Annotated in this window: 16 protein-coding genes and 1 tRNA gene; 10 read left to right on the top strand and 7 right to left on the bottom strand. The window is 68.3% G+C overall.

Annotated features, from left to right (window positions below; genetic code table 11):
• Window positions 1-127: 127 nt before the first annotated feature.
• Window positions 128-204, bottom strand: a tRNA-Leu gene (locus JWQ81_RS29905).
• A gap of 414 nt (window positions 205-618) precedes the next feature.
• Between JWQ81_RS29905 and JWQ81_RS29900 the strand changes: the two genes are divergently transcribed.
• Window positions 619-834, top strand: a complete 216-nt coding sequence (locus JWQ81_RS29900; protein WP_297546836.1) for a hypothetical protein — start codon at window positions 619-621, stop codon at window positions 832-834.
• A gap of 945 nt (window positions 835-1,779) precedes the next feature.
• Here JWQ81_RS29900 and JWQ81_RS29895 read toward each other — a convergent pair.
• From JWQ81_RS29895 to JWQ81_RS29870, 6 genes are all read right to left on the bottom strand, one after another.
• Window positions 1,780-2,223 carry a hypothetical protein gene (locus tag JWQ81_RS29895; RefSeq protein WP_297546835.1) on the bottom strand — a complete coding sequence of 148 codons (444 nt, stop codon included), beginning with the start codon at window positions 2,221-2,223 and terminating at the stop codon, window positions 1,780-1,782.
• Between the two features lie 356 nt (window positions 2,224-2,579).
• The gene (locus tag JWQ81_RS29890) at window positions 2,580-2,822 is read right to left on the bottom strand and encodes a hypothetical protein (protein WP_297546834.1); all 243 of its coding nucleotides are present in this window, start codon (window positions 2,820-2,822) and stop codon (window positions 2,580-2,582) included.
• Between the two features lie 4 nt (window positions 2,823-2,826).
• Window positions 2,827-3,975, bottom strand: coding sequence for an Ig-like domain-containing protein (locus JWQ81_RS29885; protein ID WP_297546832.1), 1,149 nt, complete (start codon window positions 3,973-3,975; stop codon window positions 2,827-2,829).
• Window positions 3,976-4,661: 686 nt separating this feature from the next.
• Entirely contained in the window at window positions 4,662-5,696 is a 1,035-nt protein-coding gene (locus tag JWQ81_RS29880; protein WP_297546830.1) for an L-idonate 5-dehydrogenase, read from the bottom strand.
• A 15-nt stretch (window positions 5,697-5,711) separates the two neighbouring features.
• Window positions 5,712-6,464, bottom strand: a complete 753-nt coding sequence (locus JWQ81_RS29875) for an SDR family oxidoreductase (protein WP_297546828.1) — start codon at window positions 6,462-6,464, stop codon at window positions 5,712-5,714.
• A gap of 1 nt (window position 6,465) precedes the next feature.
• Complete coding sequence (locus JWQ81_RS29870; RefSeq protein ID WP_297546826.1) at window positions 6,466-7,191, bottom strand: FCD domain-containing protein; 726 nt, start codon at window positions 7,189-7,191, stop codon at window positions 6,466-6,468.
• 50 nt (window positions 7,192-7,241) lie between these two features.
• Here JWQ81_RS29870 and dgoD point away from each other — a divergent pair, with 50 nt between their 5' ends.
• The 9 genes from dgoD to JWQ81_RS29825 all read left to right on the top strand — a co-directional run bounded on the left by dgoD (window position 7,242) and on the right by JWQ81_RS29825 (window position 17,142).
• Complete coding sequence (gene dgoD / locus JWQ81_RS29865) at window positions 7,242-8,390, top strand: galactonate dehydratase (RefSeq protein WP_297546824.1); 1,149 nt, start codon at window positions 7,242-7,244, stop codon at window positions 8,388-8,390.
• A 106-nt stretch (window positions 8,391-8,496) separates the two neighbouring features.
• A complete protein-coding gene (locus JWQ81_RS29860) occupies window positions 8,497-9,621 on the top strand; it encodes a substrate-binding domain-containing protein (protein ID WP_297546822.1) in 1,125 nt (374 codons plus the stop codon).
• The gene (locus JWQ81_RS29855) at window positions 9,618-11,126 is read left to right on the top strand and encodes a sugar ABC transporter ATP-binding protein (protein WP_297546821.1); all 1,509 of its coding nucleotides are present in this window, start codon (window positions 9,618-9,620) and stop codon (window positions 11,124-11,126) included. The genes JWQ81_RS29860 and JWQ81_RS29855 overlap by 4 nt, the downstream gene beginning before the upstream one ends.
• On the top strand, window positions 11,123-12,127 hold the full coding sequence (locus JWQ81_RS29850) for an ABC transporter permease (protein ID WP_297546820.1): 1,005 nt from the start codon (window positions 11,123-11,125) through the stop codon (window positions 12,125-12,127). The genes JWQ81_RS29855 and JWQ81_RS29850 overlap by 4 nt, the downstream gene beginning before the upstream one ends.
• Window positions 12,128-12,144: 17 nt before the next feature.
• The gene (locus tag JWQ81_RS29845; protein ID WP_297546819.1) at window positions 12,145-14,520 is read left to right on the top strand and encodes an RICIN domain-containing protein; all 2,376 of its coding nucleotides are present in this window, start codon (window positions 12,145-12,147) and stop codon (window positions 14,518-14,520) included.
• A 7-nt stretch (window positions 14,521-14,527) separates the two neighbouring features.
• Complete coding sequence (locus JWQ81_RS29840; RefSeq protein ID WP_297546817.1) at window positions 14,528-15,430, top strand: SMP-30/gluconolactonase/LRE family protein; 903 nt, start codon at window positions 14,528-14,530, stop codon at window positions 15,428-15,430.
• Window positions 15,427-16,425, top strand: a complete 999-nt coding sequence (locus JWQ81_RS29835; RefSeq protein WP_297546815.1) for a Gfo/Idh/MocA family oxidoreductase — start codon at window positions 15,427-15,429, stop codon at window positions 16,423-16,425. Before JWQ81_RS29840 ends, JWQ81_RS29835 begins: the two co-directional genes overlap by 4 nt.
• A gap of 346 nt (window positions 16,426-16,771) precedes the next feature.
• Window positions 16,772-16,867 carry an NAD(P)H-dependent oxidoreductase gene (locus JWQ81_RS29830; RefSeq protein WP_366942350.1) on the top strand — a complete coding sequence of 32 codons (96 nt, stop codon included), beginning with the start codon at window positions 16,772-16,774 and terminating at the stop codon, window positions 16,865-16,867.
• Window positions 16,864-17,142: an NAD(P)H-dependent oxidoreductase gene (locus JWQ81_RS29825; RefSeq protein ID WP_297546813.1), complete on the top strand. Its 279-nt coding sequence runs from the start codon at window positions 16,864-16,866 to the stop codon at window positions 17,140-17,142. Before JWQ81_RS29830 ends, JWQ81_RS29825 begins: the two co-directional genes overlap by 4 nt.
• Window positions 17,143-17,381: the final 239 nt, after the last annotated feature.

Below are 17,381 nucleotides of genomic sequence, written 5' to 3'. Positions count from 1 at the left end.
CATAGGTGTACGTGCCATGGTGTGGCCCTCCCCGACCATCGCCGTCACTTAGTTCTGGCTAAGTTCTGGCTACGGTCAGTCTAGCGACCAGGGGAGGAGGTGCCACAAACCTCTGACCTGGCCTTATTGGTACCCCCGGTCCGACTCGAACGGACACTGGACGGATTTTGAGACCGTTGCCTCTGCCAATTGGGCTACGGGGGCGTAGACGACAACAATACCGGGATCACCGAGTGCGTTCGTAATCGGGGCCGACATCGAGGAGTCCCCGGCCGACTGCCCGCTGTTCACCGCCATCAGGCGCTGCCGCCGCTCCTGGTCGGTATGCTGACCGTAGCCAGGATTAAGCCAGGGCTACGGTCGGGGAGGGCCGAACCACGGCACGTCCACCTGTGAAGCTGGGCACTCAAGAGGAGATCAGCACGTCGATCATCCCCGCCAGGCTCGACGAGACAGGCAACGTCCTCAAGCCCGAGCAATGGCGCGCATACGCCCAGTACCGCGGCTACGACGGTCACACCCGCCAGATCCAGCGAAACGGCTCCACCGAGACCAATGCGATCGGCACACTGCGCGACGTCCTCGAAGAACTCCAGCATCAGACCCAGCGGCGAAACGGTGACCATCTCATCGCGGTTCGCAGATGCCGCCGCTATCTGGCTGAAGAAGATCCGCAGGCGGCGCTCCGGCACCCGCGCTGTCGCGATCCCCGACTGCTGGCTGTCCCACCCGGGCCTGCTCACGGAACTCGCGACACTGACCTACACCTGGCGCGAGGCGCACATCGGCAAGGACGCCACCGTCAAGGACGCCCAGTACTGGCACGACCGCTAGCGGACGACCTTCGCTGAACGGCTGGTCGCCGAATGGACCCACACCCACTGCCTCACCGGTGTCCACAAACCCGTTGGCGCACCTACTCGCATCGACCGCTATACCCCAGAACAGCACAACGTCGAGATACAGGGAAACATCCACAATCCCCATGACATCCCCCGCAGACCCGAGCAGGACCTCGATGGCGAAGTCGAACCCGAATCGATGGGCACACTGATCGCCCAGCCGGCGGCCCGAGACGGGTAGCCAGAGGGCGGTCACCGCGACACGGCACCGGGGAGTCGGGCCGCAGCGGCGCTCTATCTGACTGGGGTTGTCGGGACCAACTGGTTGGTGCAGTGCTCCGGCGTCATTTCCACCGGATTCGGGCTGTACGCACTCGCCGCCGCCGCCGTCGCCCGTGATTTGGTGTTGCGCGATGTTGACCAGCGCACGATGGGCAACAGAGTCGCTGTTGCTGCCATGATTGCGGGTACGGCACTGTCCTATGTGGTTGCGGATCCCGCTGTCGCGTCGGCATCGGCGGTCGCATTCGCGGTGAGCGAGTCACTCGACTTCGTCGTCCATACCCGTCTCGCGTTGAGGTGGGCATGCGCGGTGCTATGCAGCGGGCTTGCCGGGTTCGTCCTGGATTCGGCGGGGTCCCGCTGATCGCTTTCGGTTCCCCGAATCTGACCGTCGGTCAGATCGTCGGGAAGTCCTACGGCGTCATTGCTGTGGCGGTGATCGCGGTCCGTCGGAACGCGCGGCGGCGGTGAAGTTCTGCCTAGGGACGCATCGGCCGGCACCTGCCCCAGCTCGTTGGGGGCCGGAGAGACCGTCTGGGTGCGCCGGATCGCCTCTGGTGCTTACTCGCGGCGATCACTGCAACGGGAAGTGTGGTCGCGTCATGCGAGTAGTGCTGGGGACGCACGCATTCGCCGGAATCGGAGGGAGCGAGACTTACCTGTGACCGTCGCCGAGCAGCTCCACCGTCTCGGCCACGATGTCACGATCCACGCTGTCGAACTCGGCCAGATGGCCGAACTCGCCGCGGCGCGCGGCATCGCGATCGCTGCAGAACTCGAGGACTTGCCCCAGCACTGCGACGTCGTCGTCGCGCAGGACGGCGGGATGGCCTATGCACTGGCCGAACAGTTCCCGGCTACCCCGCGGGTGTTCATTTGCGACGGTGTCCTGTTCGACCTTTCGCTCCCGCCGCTGGTCTCGGGGGTCGCGAATGCTGTGGTGGCTCTCAGCGATCGTGTCGAACAGCGGATACGCGCGCTGGACACCCCGATCGAGATCATCCGGCTGCGTCAGCCCATCGACATTGAGCGCCTCGTCCCCCGAGGCGCACCACGACACCGCCCCCGACGGGCATTGCTGTTGGGCAACTATCTGCAAGCCGACGCACGGCGCGTCCTCGTCGACGCCTGGTCGGCCGCCGGGATCGAGTTCGTCCAGGTCGGGCGCGAGAACCCGTCGCTACACGCGGAGGACGAGATCGCGGAGGCGGACATCGTGGTCGGCCGGGGCCGCTCGGTGCTCGACGCGATGTCGTGTGGCCGTCCTGCGTATCTCTATGACGCGTTCGGCGCTGGCGGGTGGGTCACCGCGCAGAGCTACCCGCTGATGGAGGCAGACGCGTTCGATGGCCAGGCGCTGCCCGTAGCGGTCGACACAGACCGGCTCCGGCGAGATCTCGACAACTACGATCCGCTGATGGGCCAGGCCAACCGTGACCTGGTGACCAATCATCATCAGGCCCGCGTGCACGCCGAGGAATTGGTCGGGCTATTCCGCCGGCTGGCACCGAACACGGCTCCAGTGACCACCGCCAATCGCGAGTTGAGCCGGTCTTTCAGTCCCTGGATGTTGAGGGTGGTGGCTTGCTTCAGCGTTGTGGTGGCCTCGAAAAACTCGCTCGGCACCTTGGCTACTGCGAGACCGAAACCCGATCCGAAGGCCCCGACGGCACCGGTGTTCAGGTCCAGGCTGCCCAACCGCTCAGTGGTGCAGGGCACTGCCGGCTTGCCAGTCGGCCCAGCTGAGCTCCCAGTCGCCGTAGGTGTCGAAGATCGGCAGCACCGGTCCGCCGGAATTCGCCACCTCGACGACGTCACCGAGGCCGAACTGAGCGAAAAAGGCCTGGGCGTTCTGCGGGCTGAGGTTGATGCAGCCGTGCGAGACATTCGAGCTGCCTTGTTGGCCGACGGTGTTGGGATTCTCGTGGACGAACTCGCCGTCGTTGGAAATCCGTTCGGCGAAGAACTCGGTCGACTTGTAGGACCCAGCGGCCGGTGGGCACAGCCCATAGCTGCAGGAGTCCATCACGACCTGCTGCTGTTTGTCCGAGATCACGTGCGGTCCCACATGGGTCGGTGTGGCGTCCTTGCCAAGGCTGATCGGCATTGTGTTCGCTACGGCTCCGTTGTGGAGGATTTGCATCTGCTCGGTCTTGCCGTCGGCTTTCGCGACCCACGAATCGTGGATGCGATAGGTGGTCGACCGGTCGGTCTTGCCGTAGACCCCGCCACCCAGGTTCACCCCGTACAGCTTGGCGTCGAGGGTGATGACCGTGCCCGCTTGCCAGTAGGTCTGCGGACGGAAGTGCACCGTGTTCTTGTCGATCCAGTGCCAACTGCCCTGTTGGGGCGGAGTGGTGTGCACCGTGAGGGCCGTCTCCGCCGCTGCCTTGTCGGTGACAGCCTGGTCGAAGGAGATCCCGATGATCTGACCCACCCCGAAGGTCAGACCCGCCGCAGGTGGCGCCGGGATCATCGCGGGATACGCCTGGGCCGTGGGACTCACCGTGGTCACTGTGCTCTGCTGCTGGACAGTCTTGCCGTCCGCGCTCACCGCGACAGCCACGACTGTGTAGGTGGAGCCGTATCCCAGGGGCTCACTGGAGGTCCAGGACAGTCCATTTGGCGACACGGCCCCGCTCACCGTGGTGTGCCGTACAGCGTTGGTTACCGTGACGAGGTTCAGCCTGCCGTCGGCCACCGTGACCAGGATCGGGGTGGTGGGAGTGATGGCCGCACCGGCGTCCGGGGTGATCCTCAGTTTTGCCTGCCGTGCCGGGGCTGTGACGCTTGTCGTCGCGGGTGATCCGCTGCTATCCGGCGAGCAGGCGCCGAGAACCAGCGTCGCCACGGCCAGCACGATGACAGTTGTGGCTTTCGACCTACGGTGGCGTTCTGCGGATACCTGGATGTGCATGCAAATCGTTCTACTCCGGCGGTCGGGTCCAGGCAAAGGCCGCACAGTTTTCGTAGTCGCGCGTTCCCTGGGCCCTTGAGGTTGACAGGATGCCGAAGTTTTACGCTAGTCGACGCATCTCGGACCTTCCGCGGTGAGCGCAGTGTTCTTGATCACGATGATCGCGGTGACGACACGCGGCGGAACAGCGGGAATCCCTTCACGCAGACTTTGCACGTGGCCTACCTCGCCGCGGGTGGCTAGGACGATTCTGCCCCGCTCTGCGCTGGACGGTCTCATGCCCACGAGCACTCCCCGGGACCACCGTGTCGGAGTTCGTGAACCGGAGCGCGGGACTGGGTTCCGGGACCAGAGCGTCTGCTGATCACGGCGTCGGCGGTTCCCTCCAGTAACACTTCCTGGGCCGGGCGGCGCCGCTCCAGCTGCCGCCCGGCCTCCTCGGCTCTGGCCCAACGCTGCCGTGGTCGCGGTGTTCGTCTCGAGCGTCGAATGGCCGTCGTTCAGCGTCTTTGGCGAGACAAGTCCTTTTCTTTACTGGGATCGCTCCCAGTTCTATTGTCAAGGAGTCAGCACTATGCCGAGTCGCTGCGGTTTTTCCGGCACGCCTGAAGTCATAACGATCAGCCACCTTCGTAAAAGCGGAGCAGTACTTTGCTCGATCGTTCCGGTCTGCTCGCCAACGTCAAGGCCTGTTCTGCTTCGTCCACTGGAAACTCGGCCTCCACGATCGGCTCGAACAGCGACGGGTTCTCGGCGATCGTCGTGAGGGTCTCCGTCATCCCGCCCGCGAATCGGCTTGAGCCGGTGAACGTCAGTTCCCGCGGCACGGTGAAATGCCAGGGAGCCGTCACCCCGCGGCTCGGGAGGTGGCCCACCTGCACCACCGTTCCCCCGGGTGCCACGGCGCCCAGTGCCGACGCCACCGCCGCGGGAGCTCCCGAAGTCTCGAATGCCATATCCACTTGCGGCAGGGGCTCGCCGGCGGTCAGCGTCCGCGTGGCACCGACCCGGCCTGCCAACTCGAGCGGGTGCGGGTGGAGATCCGTGACGGTCACCTCCGCCGCGCCTTCGAGGTGCGCCAGGGCCACCACGAGCAGACCGATCGGACCCGCGCCCGTGACCAGGACGCGGCTGCCGCGCACCCGGCCCGCGTGCGCGGCCATGCGGGTCACCGCGTGCCGGGCCACGGACGCCGGTTCGGCCAAGGCCGCACTGCGCAGCGAAAGTCCCTGCGGCACCTCGACCAGCCGGTGGGCGGGTACCAGCAGCCGCTCGGCGAACCCGCCGTGCGTGTGGGGGCGGCGGGCCGCGCTGCCCAGATAACGCAGGTGCGGGCACAGGTTTTCGCGCCCTTCGCCGCAGCGTTGGCACGTCCCGCAGGTCTGCGCCGGGTGGATCGCGACAGGTGTGCCCCGGGATGGGCCCGAGCCGTCCGCCGCGGCGTCACGGACGGTTCCGACGATCTCGTGTCCCAGCACCATCGGCGCGGCGAGCACGGACTCGCCGACTTCGCCCCGTTGCCAGTAGTGGACGTCCGACCCGCAGACGCCGCCGTAGACGACGTCGACCAGCGCGTCACCTGGTCCGGGTTCGACTGTCGGCCAGTTCTGGATCTCCAGCCTGCCGGCGCCATGCACCGTCACCGCTCGTCCCATCGGGATCACGGTCACTCAGATCACCGCCGTCAGGCCGCCGTCTACGTAGATGACCTGGCCGTTCACGAAGTCCGAAGCAGACGACGCGAGCCACACAGCCGGACCGGTGACGTCCGCGGGGGTGCCCCACCGCCGCGCCGGTGTGCGCCGGGTGATCCACGTCGTGAACTCCGGGTCCGCCACCAGGGACGCGTTCAGTTCGGTGTCGAGGTACCCGGGCGCCAGCCCGTTGACCTGGAGGCCGTGTGGCGCCCACTCCGCGCACATCGACCGGGTCAGGCCGCCGAGCCCGCTCTTGGCCGCGGCGTACGCCGCGGTCGTGGGCCGGACCAGGTGGTTCTGCACCGAGCAGATGTTGATGATCTTGCCGCTGCCCCGGGCGATCATGCCGCGCGCGCACGTGCGGCCGACCACGAAGGCGCTTGTGAGATCGACGTCGACGACGCGCTGCCAATCGGCGACCGGTAGCTCGGTCAGCGGGCCGCGGACCTGGATGCCCGCGTTGTTGACCAGCACGTCCGGGCAGCCGTGTTCGTCGGTGAACCGGTTCAGCGCCGCCTCCGCCGCGTCACTGTCGGACACGTCGAAGGCGCAGGTGAGGACAGTACCGCCCAGTTCGGCGGCGGTGACTTCGAGCTGTTCGGCGTCGCGGCTGTTGATCACCACTCGCGCCCCGGCGGCGAGGTAGGCCTCGGCGATGGCGCGGCCGATGCCGCGGCGCGACCCCGTCACGAGGGCGAGTCGTCCCGTGAGGTCGAAGTCCGTCACGTCAGTCCTCCTCTTCTGTGTCGCCGAGAACCTCGGCTCGCGCTTCGCGCACGAGCGTGCGTGACGCCGCTTCCGCGGCTGCCTGGTCGCCGTTCGACACCGCGTCGACGAGCTCGCTGTGGCGGTGCAGCGAGGCGGCGGTCTCGTCGTTGAATGACCGGTGCCCCGTGTACCGGACGCGCAACGTGGCCAGCACTGTCTGCACGAGCTGGCTCAGGACGTCGTTGTGCGCGCCGCGCAGCAGTGTTTCGTGGAACACGGTGTCCGCGGCGGCGAACTCGTGCGGTTTTCCGTCGCGGAACGCCGTGGTCATCCGGTCAAGCTGTTCGCGCAGGGTTCGCGAGGTCTCCTCGTCCCGCCCGGCGGCGGCGCGGCGTGCGGCCACCGGTTCGAGGGCTTCGCGCAGGGTGAGCAGCTCGCTGAGCTGACGGAGTGAGTCCGGCCCTTCCGCGCGCCAGGCGATCACCCGTGGGTCGAGCAAGTTCCACCACGCGACGGGCAGCACGGTGGTGCCGATGCGGTGCCGGGGCTGCACCATCCCGAGCCCGGTGAGGGTGCGCAGGACCTCTCGCACCACCGACCGCGAGACCTCGTGGTCGTGTTCGATCTGCTCGGTGGACAGCACGGAGCCGGAGGCGATCTCGCCCGTCGCGATCCGGCTGCCGATCGCGTCGACCACCCGGGCGTGCAGTCCGCCGGACCCGCTCGGGCCAGTCAGCTCTATCACTTCGCCTCCAGTTTGCGTATGATAAATCATACTCTAATGAAGGAGTGGGCATGCGGGTGACCGACGTCGAGACTTTCCTCGTCGCGCCGCGGTGGATGTTCGTCAAGGTGTCCACGGACGCCGGAGTCCACGGCTGGGGCGAAGGAGGCCTCGAAGGCGCCGCCGATGTCACGGCGGCTGCGGTCGCGGTTCTGGCCGAGCACCTGGTGGGTGCCGATCCGCGCCGCATCGAGGACCACTGGCAACGGCTCACCAACGGCGGGTTCTACCGCGGTGGCCCGGAACGCTCCTCCGCTGTCGCCGCACTCGACCAAGCGCTGTGGGACATCGCGGGCCGACGGCACGGCGTACCGGTGCATGAGCTCCTAGGCGGTCCGGTCCGCGACCGGGTCCGGGTCTACGGCTGGATCGGCGGCGACTCCCCGTACGACGTCGCGGCGGCCGCCGCCGTCCAGCGCGAGGCCGGGATGACGGCCGTCAAGATGAACGCCAGCGCGCAGCTCCCGCCGATCCCGAGCGCGGGTGAGGTGGCGGCGGTCGCCGACCGTGCTCGTCAGGTCCGGGCGGCACTGGGCCCGGAACGCGACTTCGCCGTCGACTTCCACGGCCGGGTCGGCGTGGCCGCCGCTCCTCGCCTGATCGAGGCCCTCGAGCCGTTCACCCCGCTGTTCATCGAAGAACCCGTACTGCCAGAGCACAATCACACTAACCTCCGGCGGCTCGTGGAGGGCACGAGCCTGCCCATCGCCACAGGGGAGCGGCTCTTCTCCCGCAGCGACTTCCTGCCGGTACTGCAAGCCGGGGTAAGGGTGGTGCAACCGGATCTCGCCCACGCCGGCGGCATCTCCGAGGTACGCCGGATCGCCGCGCTCGCCGAGACCTTCGGCGCGGTCCTCGCTCCGCACTGCCCGCTCGGGCCGCTGGCGCTGGCCGCGTGCCTGCAGATCGACTTCGCCACCCCGAACTTCCTGGTCCAGGAACAGTCGCTGGGCATCCACTACAACCGCACCGCCGAACTGCTCGACTACGTGCTCAACCCGGAAGTGTTCACGTTCACCGACGGCCACATCGCGCGTCCGACCGGTCCCGGTCTCGGAGTGGAGATGGACGAAGAAGCCGTACGCCGCGCCCATGCGCGCGGCGGGCAATGGCGCACGCCCGTCTGGACCCATGCGGACGGATCGTTCGCGGAATGGTGATGCGCAGCGGGCCCGACCCCGGAAACCAAGCCTGGAAAGAAGGCCGCCGCGCCAGGCGCGCCCACCGCGCACCACGGCGTGGATATCCGCGACAAAGGAGTTCACCATGACCAGGACCCGCGTGCTGTGCACTGCCACGGCTCTAGCCGCCTCGGTTTTGCTCGCCCTGACCGGATGCACGACCGCCGCCGACAACGCGAAACAGCAAGCCGACCCGACGGCCGCGAAGCTGGCCGGGTCGACGGAGTTCAACGACGCGAAGCTGGCCGAGCTCGCCGGAAAGATCAAGCAGGCCCTCCAGGGCAAGGACCTCCACGCCGTACGAGTCGCCATGGTCATCAACAGCCCGTCGGCGTACTGGACAGAAGGCCGGACCGGGATGACCAACGCGGCCAAGGAACTCGGTGTCCAGGCTGAGTTCCAAGCACCATCGAGCGGCGACCTCAGCACTCAGCTTTCGATTCTGGACACGCTGCGTTCGGACAAAGTGGACGGTTACACCGTGTCGGCCGTCGACCCGGTCGCGGTCCGGGGACCGGTCGACGCGGCACAGCGCGCCGGGATCGGCGTCGTGGCGATCGACTCGCCCCTGTCCGGCACATCGGAACCGATCACCTATCTCGGCACCCCCAATACCGACGCCGGGGAACAGGCCGGCCAAGCGATGAAGACGCTGCTGGGCGGTTCGGGAAAGGTCGCCGTCCTGACCGGGTCGCTCACCGCGGCGAACGCCACCCAGCGCATCGCGGGATTCAAGAAGGCGATCGAAGGCAGCGGAGTCCGGATCGTCGACACGCTCAACGACGATTCCGATCCGTCGAAAGCGCTGTCGAACGCGCAGATGGCACTGCAGGCGAACCCGGACCTCGCCGGCATCTACACGGTTTGGTCCTACGACGGCCCGGCCGCCGGGCAGGCGGTCAAGGCGGCGGGCAAGTCCGGCACGGTGAAGGTCGTCGCCGACGACGCCGAGCCGAAGACCGTGGACTTCGTGCGTGACGGCGTTGTCCAGGCGATGGTGCTGCAGCGCCCCTACCAGCAGGGCTACCTCGGCGTGTACCTGCTGACCGCGCTGAAGGTGCTCGGCAAGCAGGCGACGGACCAGCTGCTGAAGCCGTATCTGACGCAGAAGGACGGGACCAGCACCCTGAGCTCCGGCATCGGGCTGGTGACCGGCGGCAACCTCCAGACCTACCTCGACGACCTGAAGAAGCTGGGTGTCACGCCGTGACTACCGAGCACGTCGAGGCCACCGGCCTGCGCAAGCGGTACGGGACGGTCGAAGTGCTCAACGTCGACCGGCTGGCACTGCGCGGCGGGGAGGTCGTCGCCGTGCTCGGCGAGAACGGCGCCGGCAAGTCGACCCTGATCCGAGTGCTGACCGGCGCCACCGCCGCAGACGAGGGCCGCGTCACCATCGGCGGCGAGAAGCTGCGCAACGGCGACCCGGCACACGCGCAGTCGCTCGGCGTGGCGACCGTGTCACAGGAGTTCCCGCTCGTCCCCGAGCTGTCCACCGCGGAGAACCTGCTGCTCGGCCGGCGCGCCGGAACGGGGCGCGTGCTGTTCGACCGCCGCGGGACGGAGAACGCCGCTCGGGCGATGCTCGCCCGTATCGACGCCGACATCCCGGTCCGGCGGCCGGTCGCGCGCCTGTCGGTCGCGCAGCGCCAGCTCGTCGAGATCGCCAAGGCGCTGGGCCGGGAACCGTCGGTGCTGGTGCTCGACGAGCCGACCTCGGCGCTCGGGCCGGTCGAAGCGCGCCGGGTGCTCAAGTGCGCGCGAGACCTCGCCGCGCAAGGCAAGGTCGTGATCTTCATCGGGCACCGGCTGGACGAGGTTCGCGAGATCGCCGATCGCGTGCTCGTCCTGCGCAACGGCCACCTTGTCGCCGACCTGACGCCGGCCGAGGCGACGCACGAGGCGATGATCCGCGCGATGGCCGGCGACGAGGCCGACGTATTGGCCGAAGGCGATCCGCCACCACCCGGTGGCGAGGCGGTGCTGAGTGTGCGCGGGCTCGAAGCGGCCGGGATCGGACCGATCGATTTCGACGTGAGCCGGGGCGAGATCCTGGGCGTCGCCGGTCTGCTGGGCTCCGGCCGCAGCCGGCTGGTGCACGCGCTCATGGGCGCGATGCCCGTCACAGCGGGATCGATGCGCCTCGACGGCCGGCCGTACGCACCCAAGCATCCCGCCGACGCGGTCCGCGCGGGCGTCGGGCTCGTCCCCGAGGACCGCAAGCACCAGGCGCTGCTGCTGGACGCACCGGTCCGCTGGAACATCTCGCTCGCTTCGCTGCCTCGACTGGCGAAGCACGGCTTTCTGCTCTCTCCGCGCGCGGAGGAGGTTTTCACCGACGAGGTGCGGCGCTCGGTGCGGGTTCGGTGTGCCACGCAGGAGCAACCGGTCGGCACCCTTTCGGGCGGCAACCAGCAGCGGACGGTCTTCGGCCGCTGGTTTGCCACGCACCCGAAGCTTCTGCTGCTCGACGAGCCCACTCGCGGCGTCGACGTCGGCGCGAAGGCGGAGATCTACCACCTGATCGAGTCCTTCGCCGCGCGGGGGATGGCCGTCGTCATCGCCTCCTCCGAGCTGGAGGAGTTGATGCGGCTGACGCACCGGACCGTCGTGCTCGCGCGCGGCCGCCTCGCCGCGACCGTAGCGCGGGCGTCGTACAGCAAGCACACCCTGATGGCCGCCGCCAACGAAGTTCCGGAAGGGGTAGCACCGTGACCACGACGCAGACCGAACCGGCAGCACCGGACACTCTGCGCAAACGTGGGGGCGCCGCGCTCCTGCGTGGTAAGGAGGCCGGTGTCGTCGGCGCCGTGGTGGTCGCCTTCGCCGTGTTCTCACTGGGGAACGCCAACTTCGCCGGGGTGTCGAACCTGCAGACCATGGGCGTCGACTTGGCCCAGTACGGACTGCTCGCGCTCGGGGTCAGCTTCGTCATCATCACCGGCGGCATCGACCTGTCAGTCGGCTCGGTGGTAGCCCTCTCGGGGGTGTGGTCGGCCTGGCTGAACGTGCACGCCGGCCTGCCGGACCTCGTCGCGATCGCGGTCGCGTTGTTGACGGGCACGGTCATCGGGCTGCTGCACGGCCTTTCGGTGACGATCCTCGGGGTACCACCGTTCGTCACCACCCTGGTCACGCTGGTGGCCGCGCGCGGGGCGGCGCTCGCGCTCACCCAGGGCTTCCCGATCGACGGCATCGGCGCGACCTTCACCAACATCGCCCAGTCCCGCCTCGCCGGGATCCCGGCGCCCGCGCTGTTGTTCGTCGGCGCGTGCGTAGTGGCATGGTTCTTCCTCGAACGCACCCACTTCGGCCGTCAGCTGTACGCGGTCGGGGGTAACCCCGAAGCCGCCCGTCTCGCCGGGATCCGGACGCGGCGGCGCATCGTGCTCGCCTACGTCGTCAGCAGCGTCCTCGCGTCGGCGGTGGGAGTCCTCGTGACCGCCCGGCTCACTGTGGGCCAGCCCAGCGTGGCCACAGGCTGGGAGCTCAACGCGATCGCGGCCGCCGTGATCGGCGGGATCAGCCTGAGCGGGGGAGTGGGCCGGGTCCTCGGCGTCGCGTTCGGCGCGATCCTGCTCGTCTGCATCAACAGCGGCCTGGTCATCCTGCACGTTTCGCCCTACTACCAGCAGATCGTGCTCGGTGCGGTACTTGCCGTCGCCGTGGTCACCGACCGGCTGCGGGCTCGCCGGTCCGAACGCGACCAGACCTGACCTCCAGAGGAGTCATGATGAAACGAAGCCTGTTTGCTGCGCTGCTCCTCGTGTTGTCCATGATCGCGCCCACCGCCGTCCGGGCGGACGCCACCAACGCTGACGGTGTGACGTTCACGATCGTCGAACCGGCGGGCGGCGGGGTACTCGGTCTGACCCGGACCGGTGGCGACCCGGTAGTCACCGTTACCCCCTACGCCGGGGACCGCCGCCAGCTCTGGCGGCAGGTCGACCTCGGCGGCGGCTACAGCGAGATCGTCAACGACGGTATCGGGAAGGCTCTGTCCACAGTGAACGGCCAGTCCGGCGACGGTGCTGTCGTGCACCTCTGGGACTACCTGGGAACCTACCCCGACCAGCACTGGCGTATCGCCGACGCGGGCAGTGGCACTGTCACGATCGCCAACCAGGGCACCGGGAACCGTCTTTTGTCCACAAAGGATGGAGGGACGACATTCGGCGTCGAGACGCAGTTGTGGAGCCAGGTACCGGGACGTGCCGGCCAGGTGTGGAAGATCGTCCCGACCATCCTCGCGCGCGGTGTGACCGTGCACACCAACGAAGTTGCAGGCCAGGCATCGCCCACCGACGTCGCTACCGGCATGGAAGACGTCAACCATGAGATCTACGGCGGGATCTACAGCCAGCTGCTCTACGGCGAGGCATTCGCCGAGCCCGAGCACGATCCGGGTGTGAGCGGGATGTGGCGCGCGACCGCGTCGGGGGGTGCCGCCGGCACCTACGCGCTCGACACGGCCGCGCCGTTCAAGGGGCGCCAGGACCAGGAGATCACCTTCACCTCCGGTCAGGGCAGCGTCGGGATCGAGAACCGCGGTCTCAACCGGCAGGGCCTCGGCCTGGTAGGCGGCAAGCCATACGAAGGCAAGATCACCCTGCGCGCCGACGCCGCGGAGACCGTGGACCTGGCCCTGCAGAGCGCGGACGGCAGCCGGACCTACGCCCAGACCTCGGTACGCACACAGAGCACCGGCTGGCGCACCTACTCCTACTCGCTCTCTCCGACGGCGAGTGACACGCTCGCCCGGTTCACCGTCGCGCTGACCGCCCCCGGCACGGCCCATGTCGGGTACACCTTCCTGCAGCCCGGACCGTGGGGCCGGTTCGACGGCCTGCCCGTCCGCAAGGACGTCGCCGACGCGATGGTGCAGCAGGGCGTGCGCGCGATCCGGTTCGGCGGCTGCGCCAACAGCGGCTGCGGTGACGTCTCGCAGTACAAGTGGAAGACGATGATCGGCGACCCGGTGAACCGGCCGGTCACCACCGGTTTCTGGTACCCCTACGAGTCGAACGGCTGGGGCATCTTCGACTTCCTGAAGCTGGGCGAGGCGATGGGCATCGAAGCCGTGCCGTCGCTGAACATCGACGAGACCCCACAGGACATCGCCGACCTCATGCAGTACCTCTACGGACCGGCCTCCACGCCGTGGGGCGCCCGGCGTGTCGCCGACGGGCACCCGGCGCCGTACACCGTCCACCGACTGGAACTGGGCAACGAGAACGCCGTCGACGACACGTACTGGACGAAGTTCAAGGCGCTCGCCGACGTCATCTGGTCCTACGACCCGACGATCAAGCTCGTCGTCGGGGACTTCACCTACGGCGACGTGATCACCGATCCGTACCACTTCACCGGCGGCGGTAAAGTAAACACCCTCGCCACGCACAAGAAGATCCTCGATCTCTCTCGGCAGTACGGCGCCGAAGTCCAGTTCGACGTCCACCTCTGGACGCAGGACGCCGCGGGCATCCCGTCGCAGATCGCCGCGCTGGACAGCTACGTCTACCAGCTCGGAGCGATCAGCCCCGGCGCCGACTACAAGGTCGTCGTCTTCGAGCTCAACGCCGATACACACGACCTCGCGCGCGCCATCGCCAACGCCTACGCGATCAACGCCCTGCAGCGCAGACCCAAGGTCGACGTCGTGTCGTCGGCCAACGCGCTGCAGGTCGACGGCCAGAACGACAACGGCTGGGACCAGGGGCTGGTGTTCATGAACCAGCAGCAAGTGTGGGGCCAGCCGCCTTACTACGTCGACCAGATGAAGGCGGCGTCGTGGCAGCACAACGTGGTCCGCGCGGACATCACCGGCGGGGACCAGCTGTTCGACGTCACCGCGCTGGCGAGCCCGGACGGGAAACGGCTGAGCGTCGACATCGTCAACGGTTCGGACACACCGCTCACCTATACGATGCGGCTTGACGGATTCAGCGGCACCGCGGCCGTGAGCACCCTGACGGGACCGGCGAACGGCGTGAACACGGTCGGCAAGCCTCGCGACGTCGTGCCATCATCGTCCACTGTGGACTTCAGTGGCGGTGTGCTGACGCGGACGTTCCCGGCCCACTCGTACACGTCGATGCGGCTGGGGTAGGACAGCCATGCGCACCTACCGAGCCGAAGTCTGCCTTGACGAGCGCGCCGGCCACGCCGAGGGGCCGCTCTGGGACGACGTCCTTGGTGAACTGCTATGGGTGGATCTCAACGCGGGGCTGGTCCGCCGGGCGACCTGGGCCGCACCAAGGCTTTCGGTTGTGTACACCTACCGGCTCGGCGAGGCGGTCGGCGCGGTCGTGCCGTGCGCCGACCTTGCCGACGGCTGGATCGTGGCGAGCGAGTTCGGCTTCGCCCGGCTCCTCACCGACGGCTCGGTGCACCGGCTGGCCGAGCCCGAACGCGGCCACGCCGGGCGCACGCGGATGAACGACGGCGCCGCGGACCCCCGCGGCCGGTTCTGGGCGGGCAGCATGGCTCATGACCGCACGCCCGGCATGGGCTCGCTGTACCGCCTGGACGGCGAGCACGTCGTCCGCGTGCTGGCGGACGTGACGATCTCGAACGGGCTCGCCTGGCGAAGCCCAAACGAGTTCTTCTACATCGACACCCCCACCCAGCGCGTGGATCTGGTGACCGTCGACGGTGACCTTGTACACCGGGAGACGGCGTTCCGGATCGACCCGGCCCTCGGCGCGCCGGACGGGATGGCGATCGACGCCGAGGGAGCGCTGTGGGTCGCCTTGTGGGGCGGTTCGGCGGTGATGCGGTTCAGTCAGCGCGGCGAAGTACTCGCTCGCGTCGACGTCGCGGCCACGCAGGTGAGCAGTTGCTGCTTCGGCGGCGAGGGTCTCACCACCCTGTTCATCACGACGTCGCAAGAGGGTTTCACCTCCGCACAGGCGGCCGCGGACCTGCACGCGGGCAAGCTCTTCGCCGTCGACACGGAGATCCCGGGCCTACCGGCCGACCGGTTCCGGCCTGTCGCAGCGAAGGAGAAGACACTGTGACCGAACCGATCCACGTCGCACTGGCCGGGTGCGGGGCGATGGGGGAGATCGTCGCCCGCACTGTCTACACGGGACTGGGCGGGCTCACCGCCGCCATCGACCCCGACCCGCGACGGGCCGCCGTGGTCGCCGAGCTGACCGGCGCGCTCCCTTTCGGCTCCCTGGCCGAGGCACGCCGGGCTGTCCGGGTCGACGCCGTCGACGTTCGCGTCCCCCACCACCTGCACTCCGGGTTGGTGCTGGAAGCCCTGGGCGCCGGTTGCCACGTAATGGTCGAAAAGCCCTTGGCGACAACACTCTCCGACGCCCGCGCGATGGTCGCGGCCGCCGCGGACGCCGGACTCGTCCTGGCTGTCGCCGAGAACTATCCGCACCTGCGGGCCGTGCACGACGCCCGCGCGGCGCTCGATGCCGGCCGGATCGGTGACGTCCTCGCGCTGCGTTCGACTCGGGCCTACCAGGTCGGCGGTGTGTGGGTACGCGACGGCTGGCGCCACGGAACGGGACCGTCCGGGGGCATCCTGCTCGATCAGGGAACCCACCAGGTCAGCCTGCTTCGGGCACTGGTCGGGCCGGTCGAGGCGGTGGCAGCAGACGGCGACCTGGGGACGGTCGCGCTCACTCTGCGGATGAGGAGCGGAGTCGTCGCGCAGTCCATGCTGAGCTGGTCCAGCCCTGGTCCGGCGGCGCAGGCCGAAGCCACGGTGCTCGGCACCGGCGGTCGGCTCGACGTCGTGGTCGACTACGAGGGAGACGAGGGGGGCTGCCTCGTCTGGACGCCGACGTCGAGCGAGCATGGTGGCAAGGAGAACTATTACGACAGCCATCGGCTGATGGTGCTGGACTGGCTGGAGTCGATCCGGACTGGTGCCGAGCCGGTCGTGCCCGGCGAGGAGGGGATGGCCGACCTCGCGGTAGTCGTCGCGGCCGCCGAATCGCTGGCCAAGGGCGGCGCCTCCGTGGCGGTCCGCGCAGTCGGCCACGCCGGCGCTTGAGGCGTTCCCCGAGCAGAGCACCGTGACCATCGGTGGCCACCAAGCGGCACTACGAGTCGGATCGGGGATCCGGTGCCTCGGCGGTTGGGTCGGGCCGAGGCGCGGTGTTGGCCTTGCAGCCAGTCCGTTTCCTCGACCCGCCCGCCGCACCCGGCGTGCGCCTCTCAACGCACCGGGCGCTCTCCGTGTCTTGACCGCTGGTCAGCCTTGGGTAGCGGCTGCCGGTTTCGTGAGTAGCTCGCCCAGAGTCAAATGGCGGGTTGACCTGTACGTCTTGACCTTCACCTTGTCCCTGATCGATTGAATTGCCTTCTTGGACGGCTTGGTATAGGCCGCCGACGCGGTCCTGATCGCCACACCCGAGTACAACAACTCCCTGCCCGGCGTGTTGAAGAACGCACTTGACTGGCTGTCCCGGCCCGACGAGGACCTCCGGCGTTGAACGGCAAGCCGGTGGCCATCATCGGCGCGTCACCGGGACCGTTCGGCACAGTTCGTGCCCAGCTGGCCTTGCGGCAGGTACTGCACAAGCTGAACGTGGCAGTCCTGCGGCAGCCGGAATTCCTGCTGTTCCAGGCGCACGAGCAGTTGGGGTCCGAGGGCACACTGCCGGTGGGAACTCCCGCTCACAAGCTGCTGTCGAGCGTGCTCGACGGCCTGGTGGGACTGGTGGAGCAGCATCGACAGCTCGCCCTGGCACCCGCCAACATTCGGTGAGGACGGCTTGACCACGGCGATTTCGGTGCGCCGGGCCGGTGGGACGAGCAGAAACTGGGACACGCCAGCCCTGAGATCGCATTTTCAGCGTCCAAAGACACTTGCGGTTAACCGGCGCTCACAGTGTGTTACTCATGTTTCCGGCCGCAGTGGTAAGCCCCGTCGGCCGCGCTCTACGGCACGGCCGACGGGGCCCAGGGAGTTGTCCGGCTCAGACAAGTGCCCCACCGGGCGGCGGG

Source organism: Amycolatopsis sp. (assembly GCF_025464955.1).
In the GTDB taxonomy this organism is placed as follows: Bacteria; Actinomycetota; Actinomycetes; order Mycobacteriales; family Pseudonocardiaceae; genus Amycolatopsis.
Note: the sequence above shows the minus strand (reverse complement) of the source record. Positions and strands in the feature narration are given on the sequence as shown.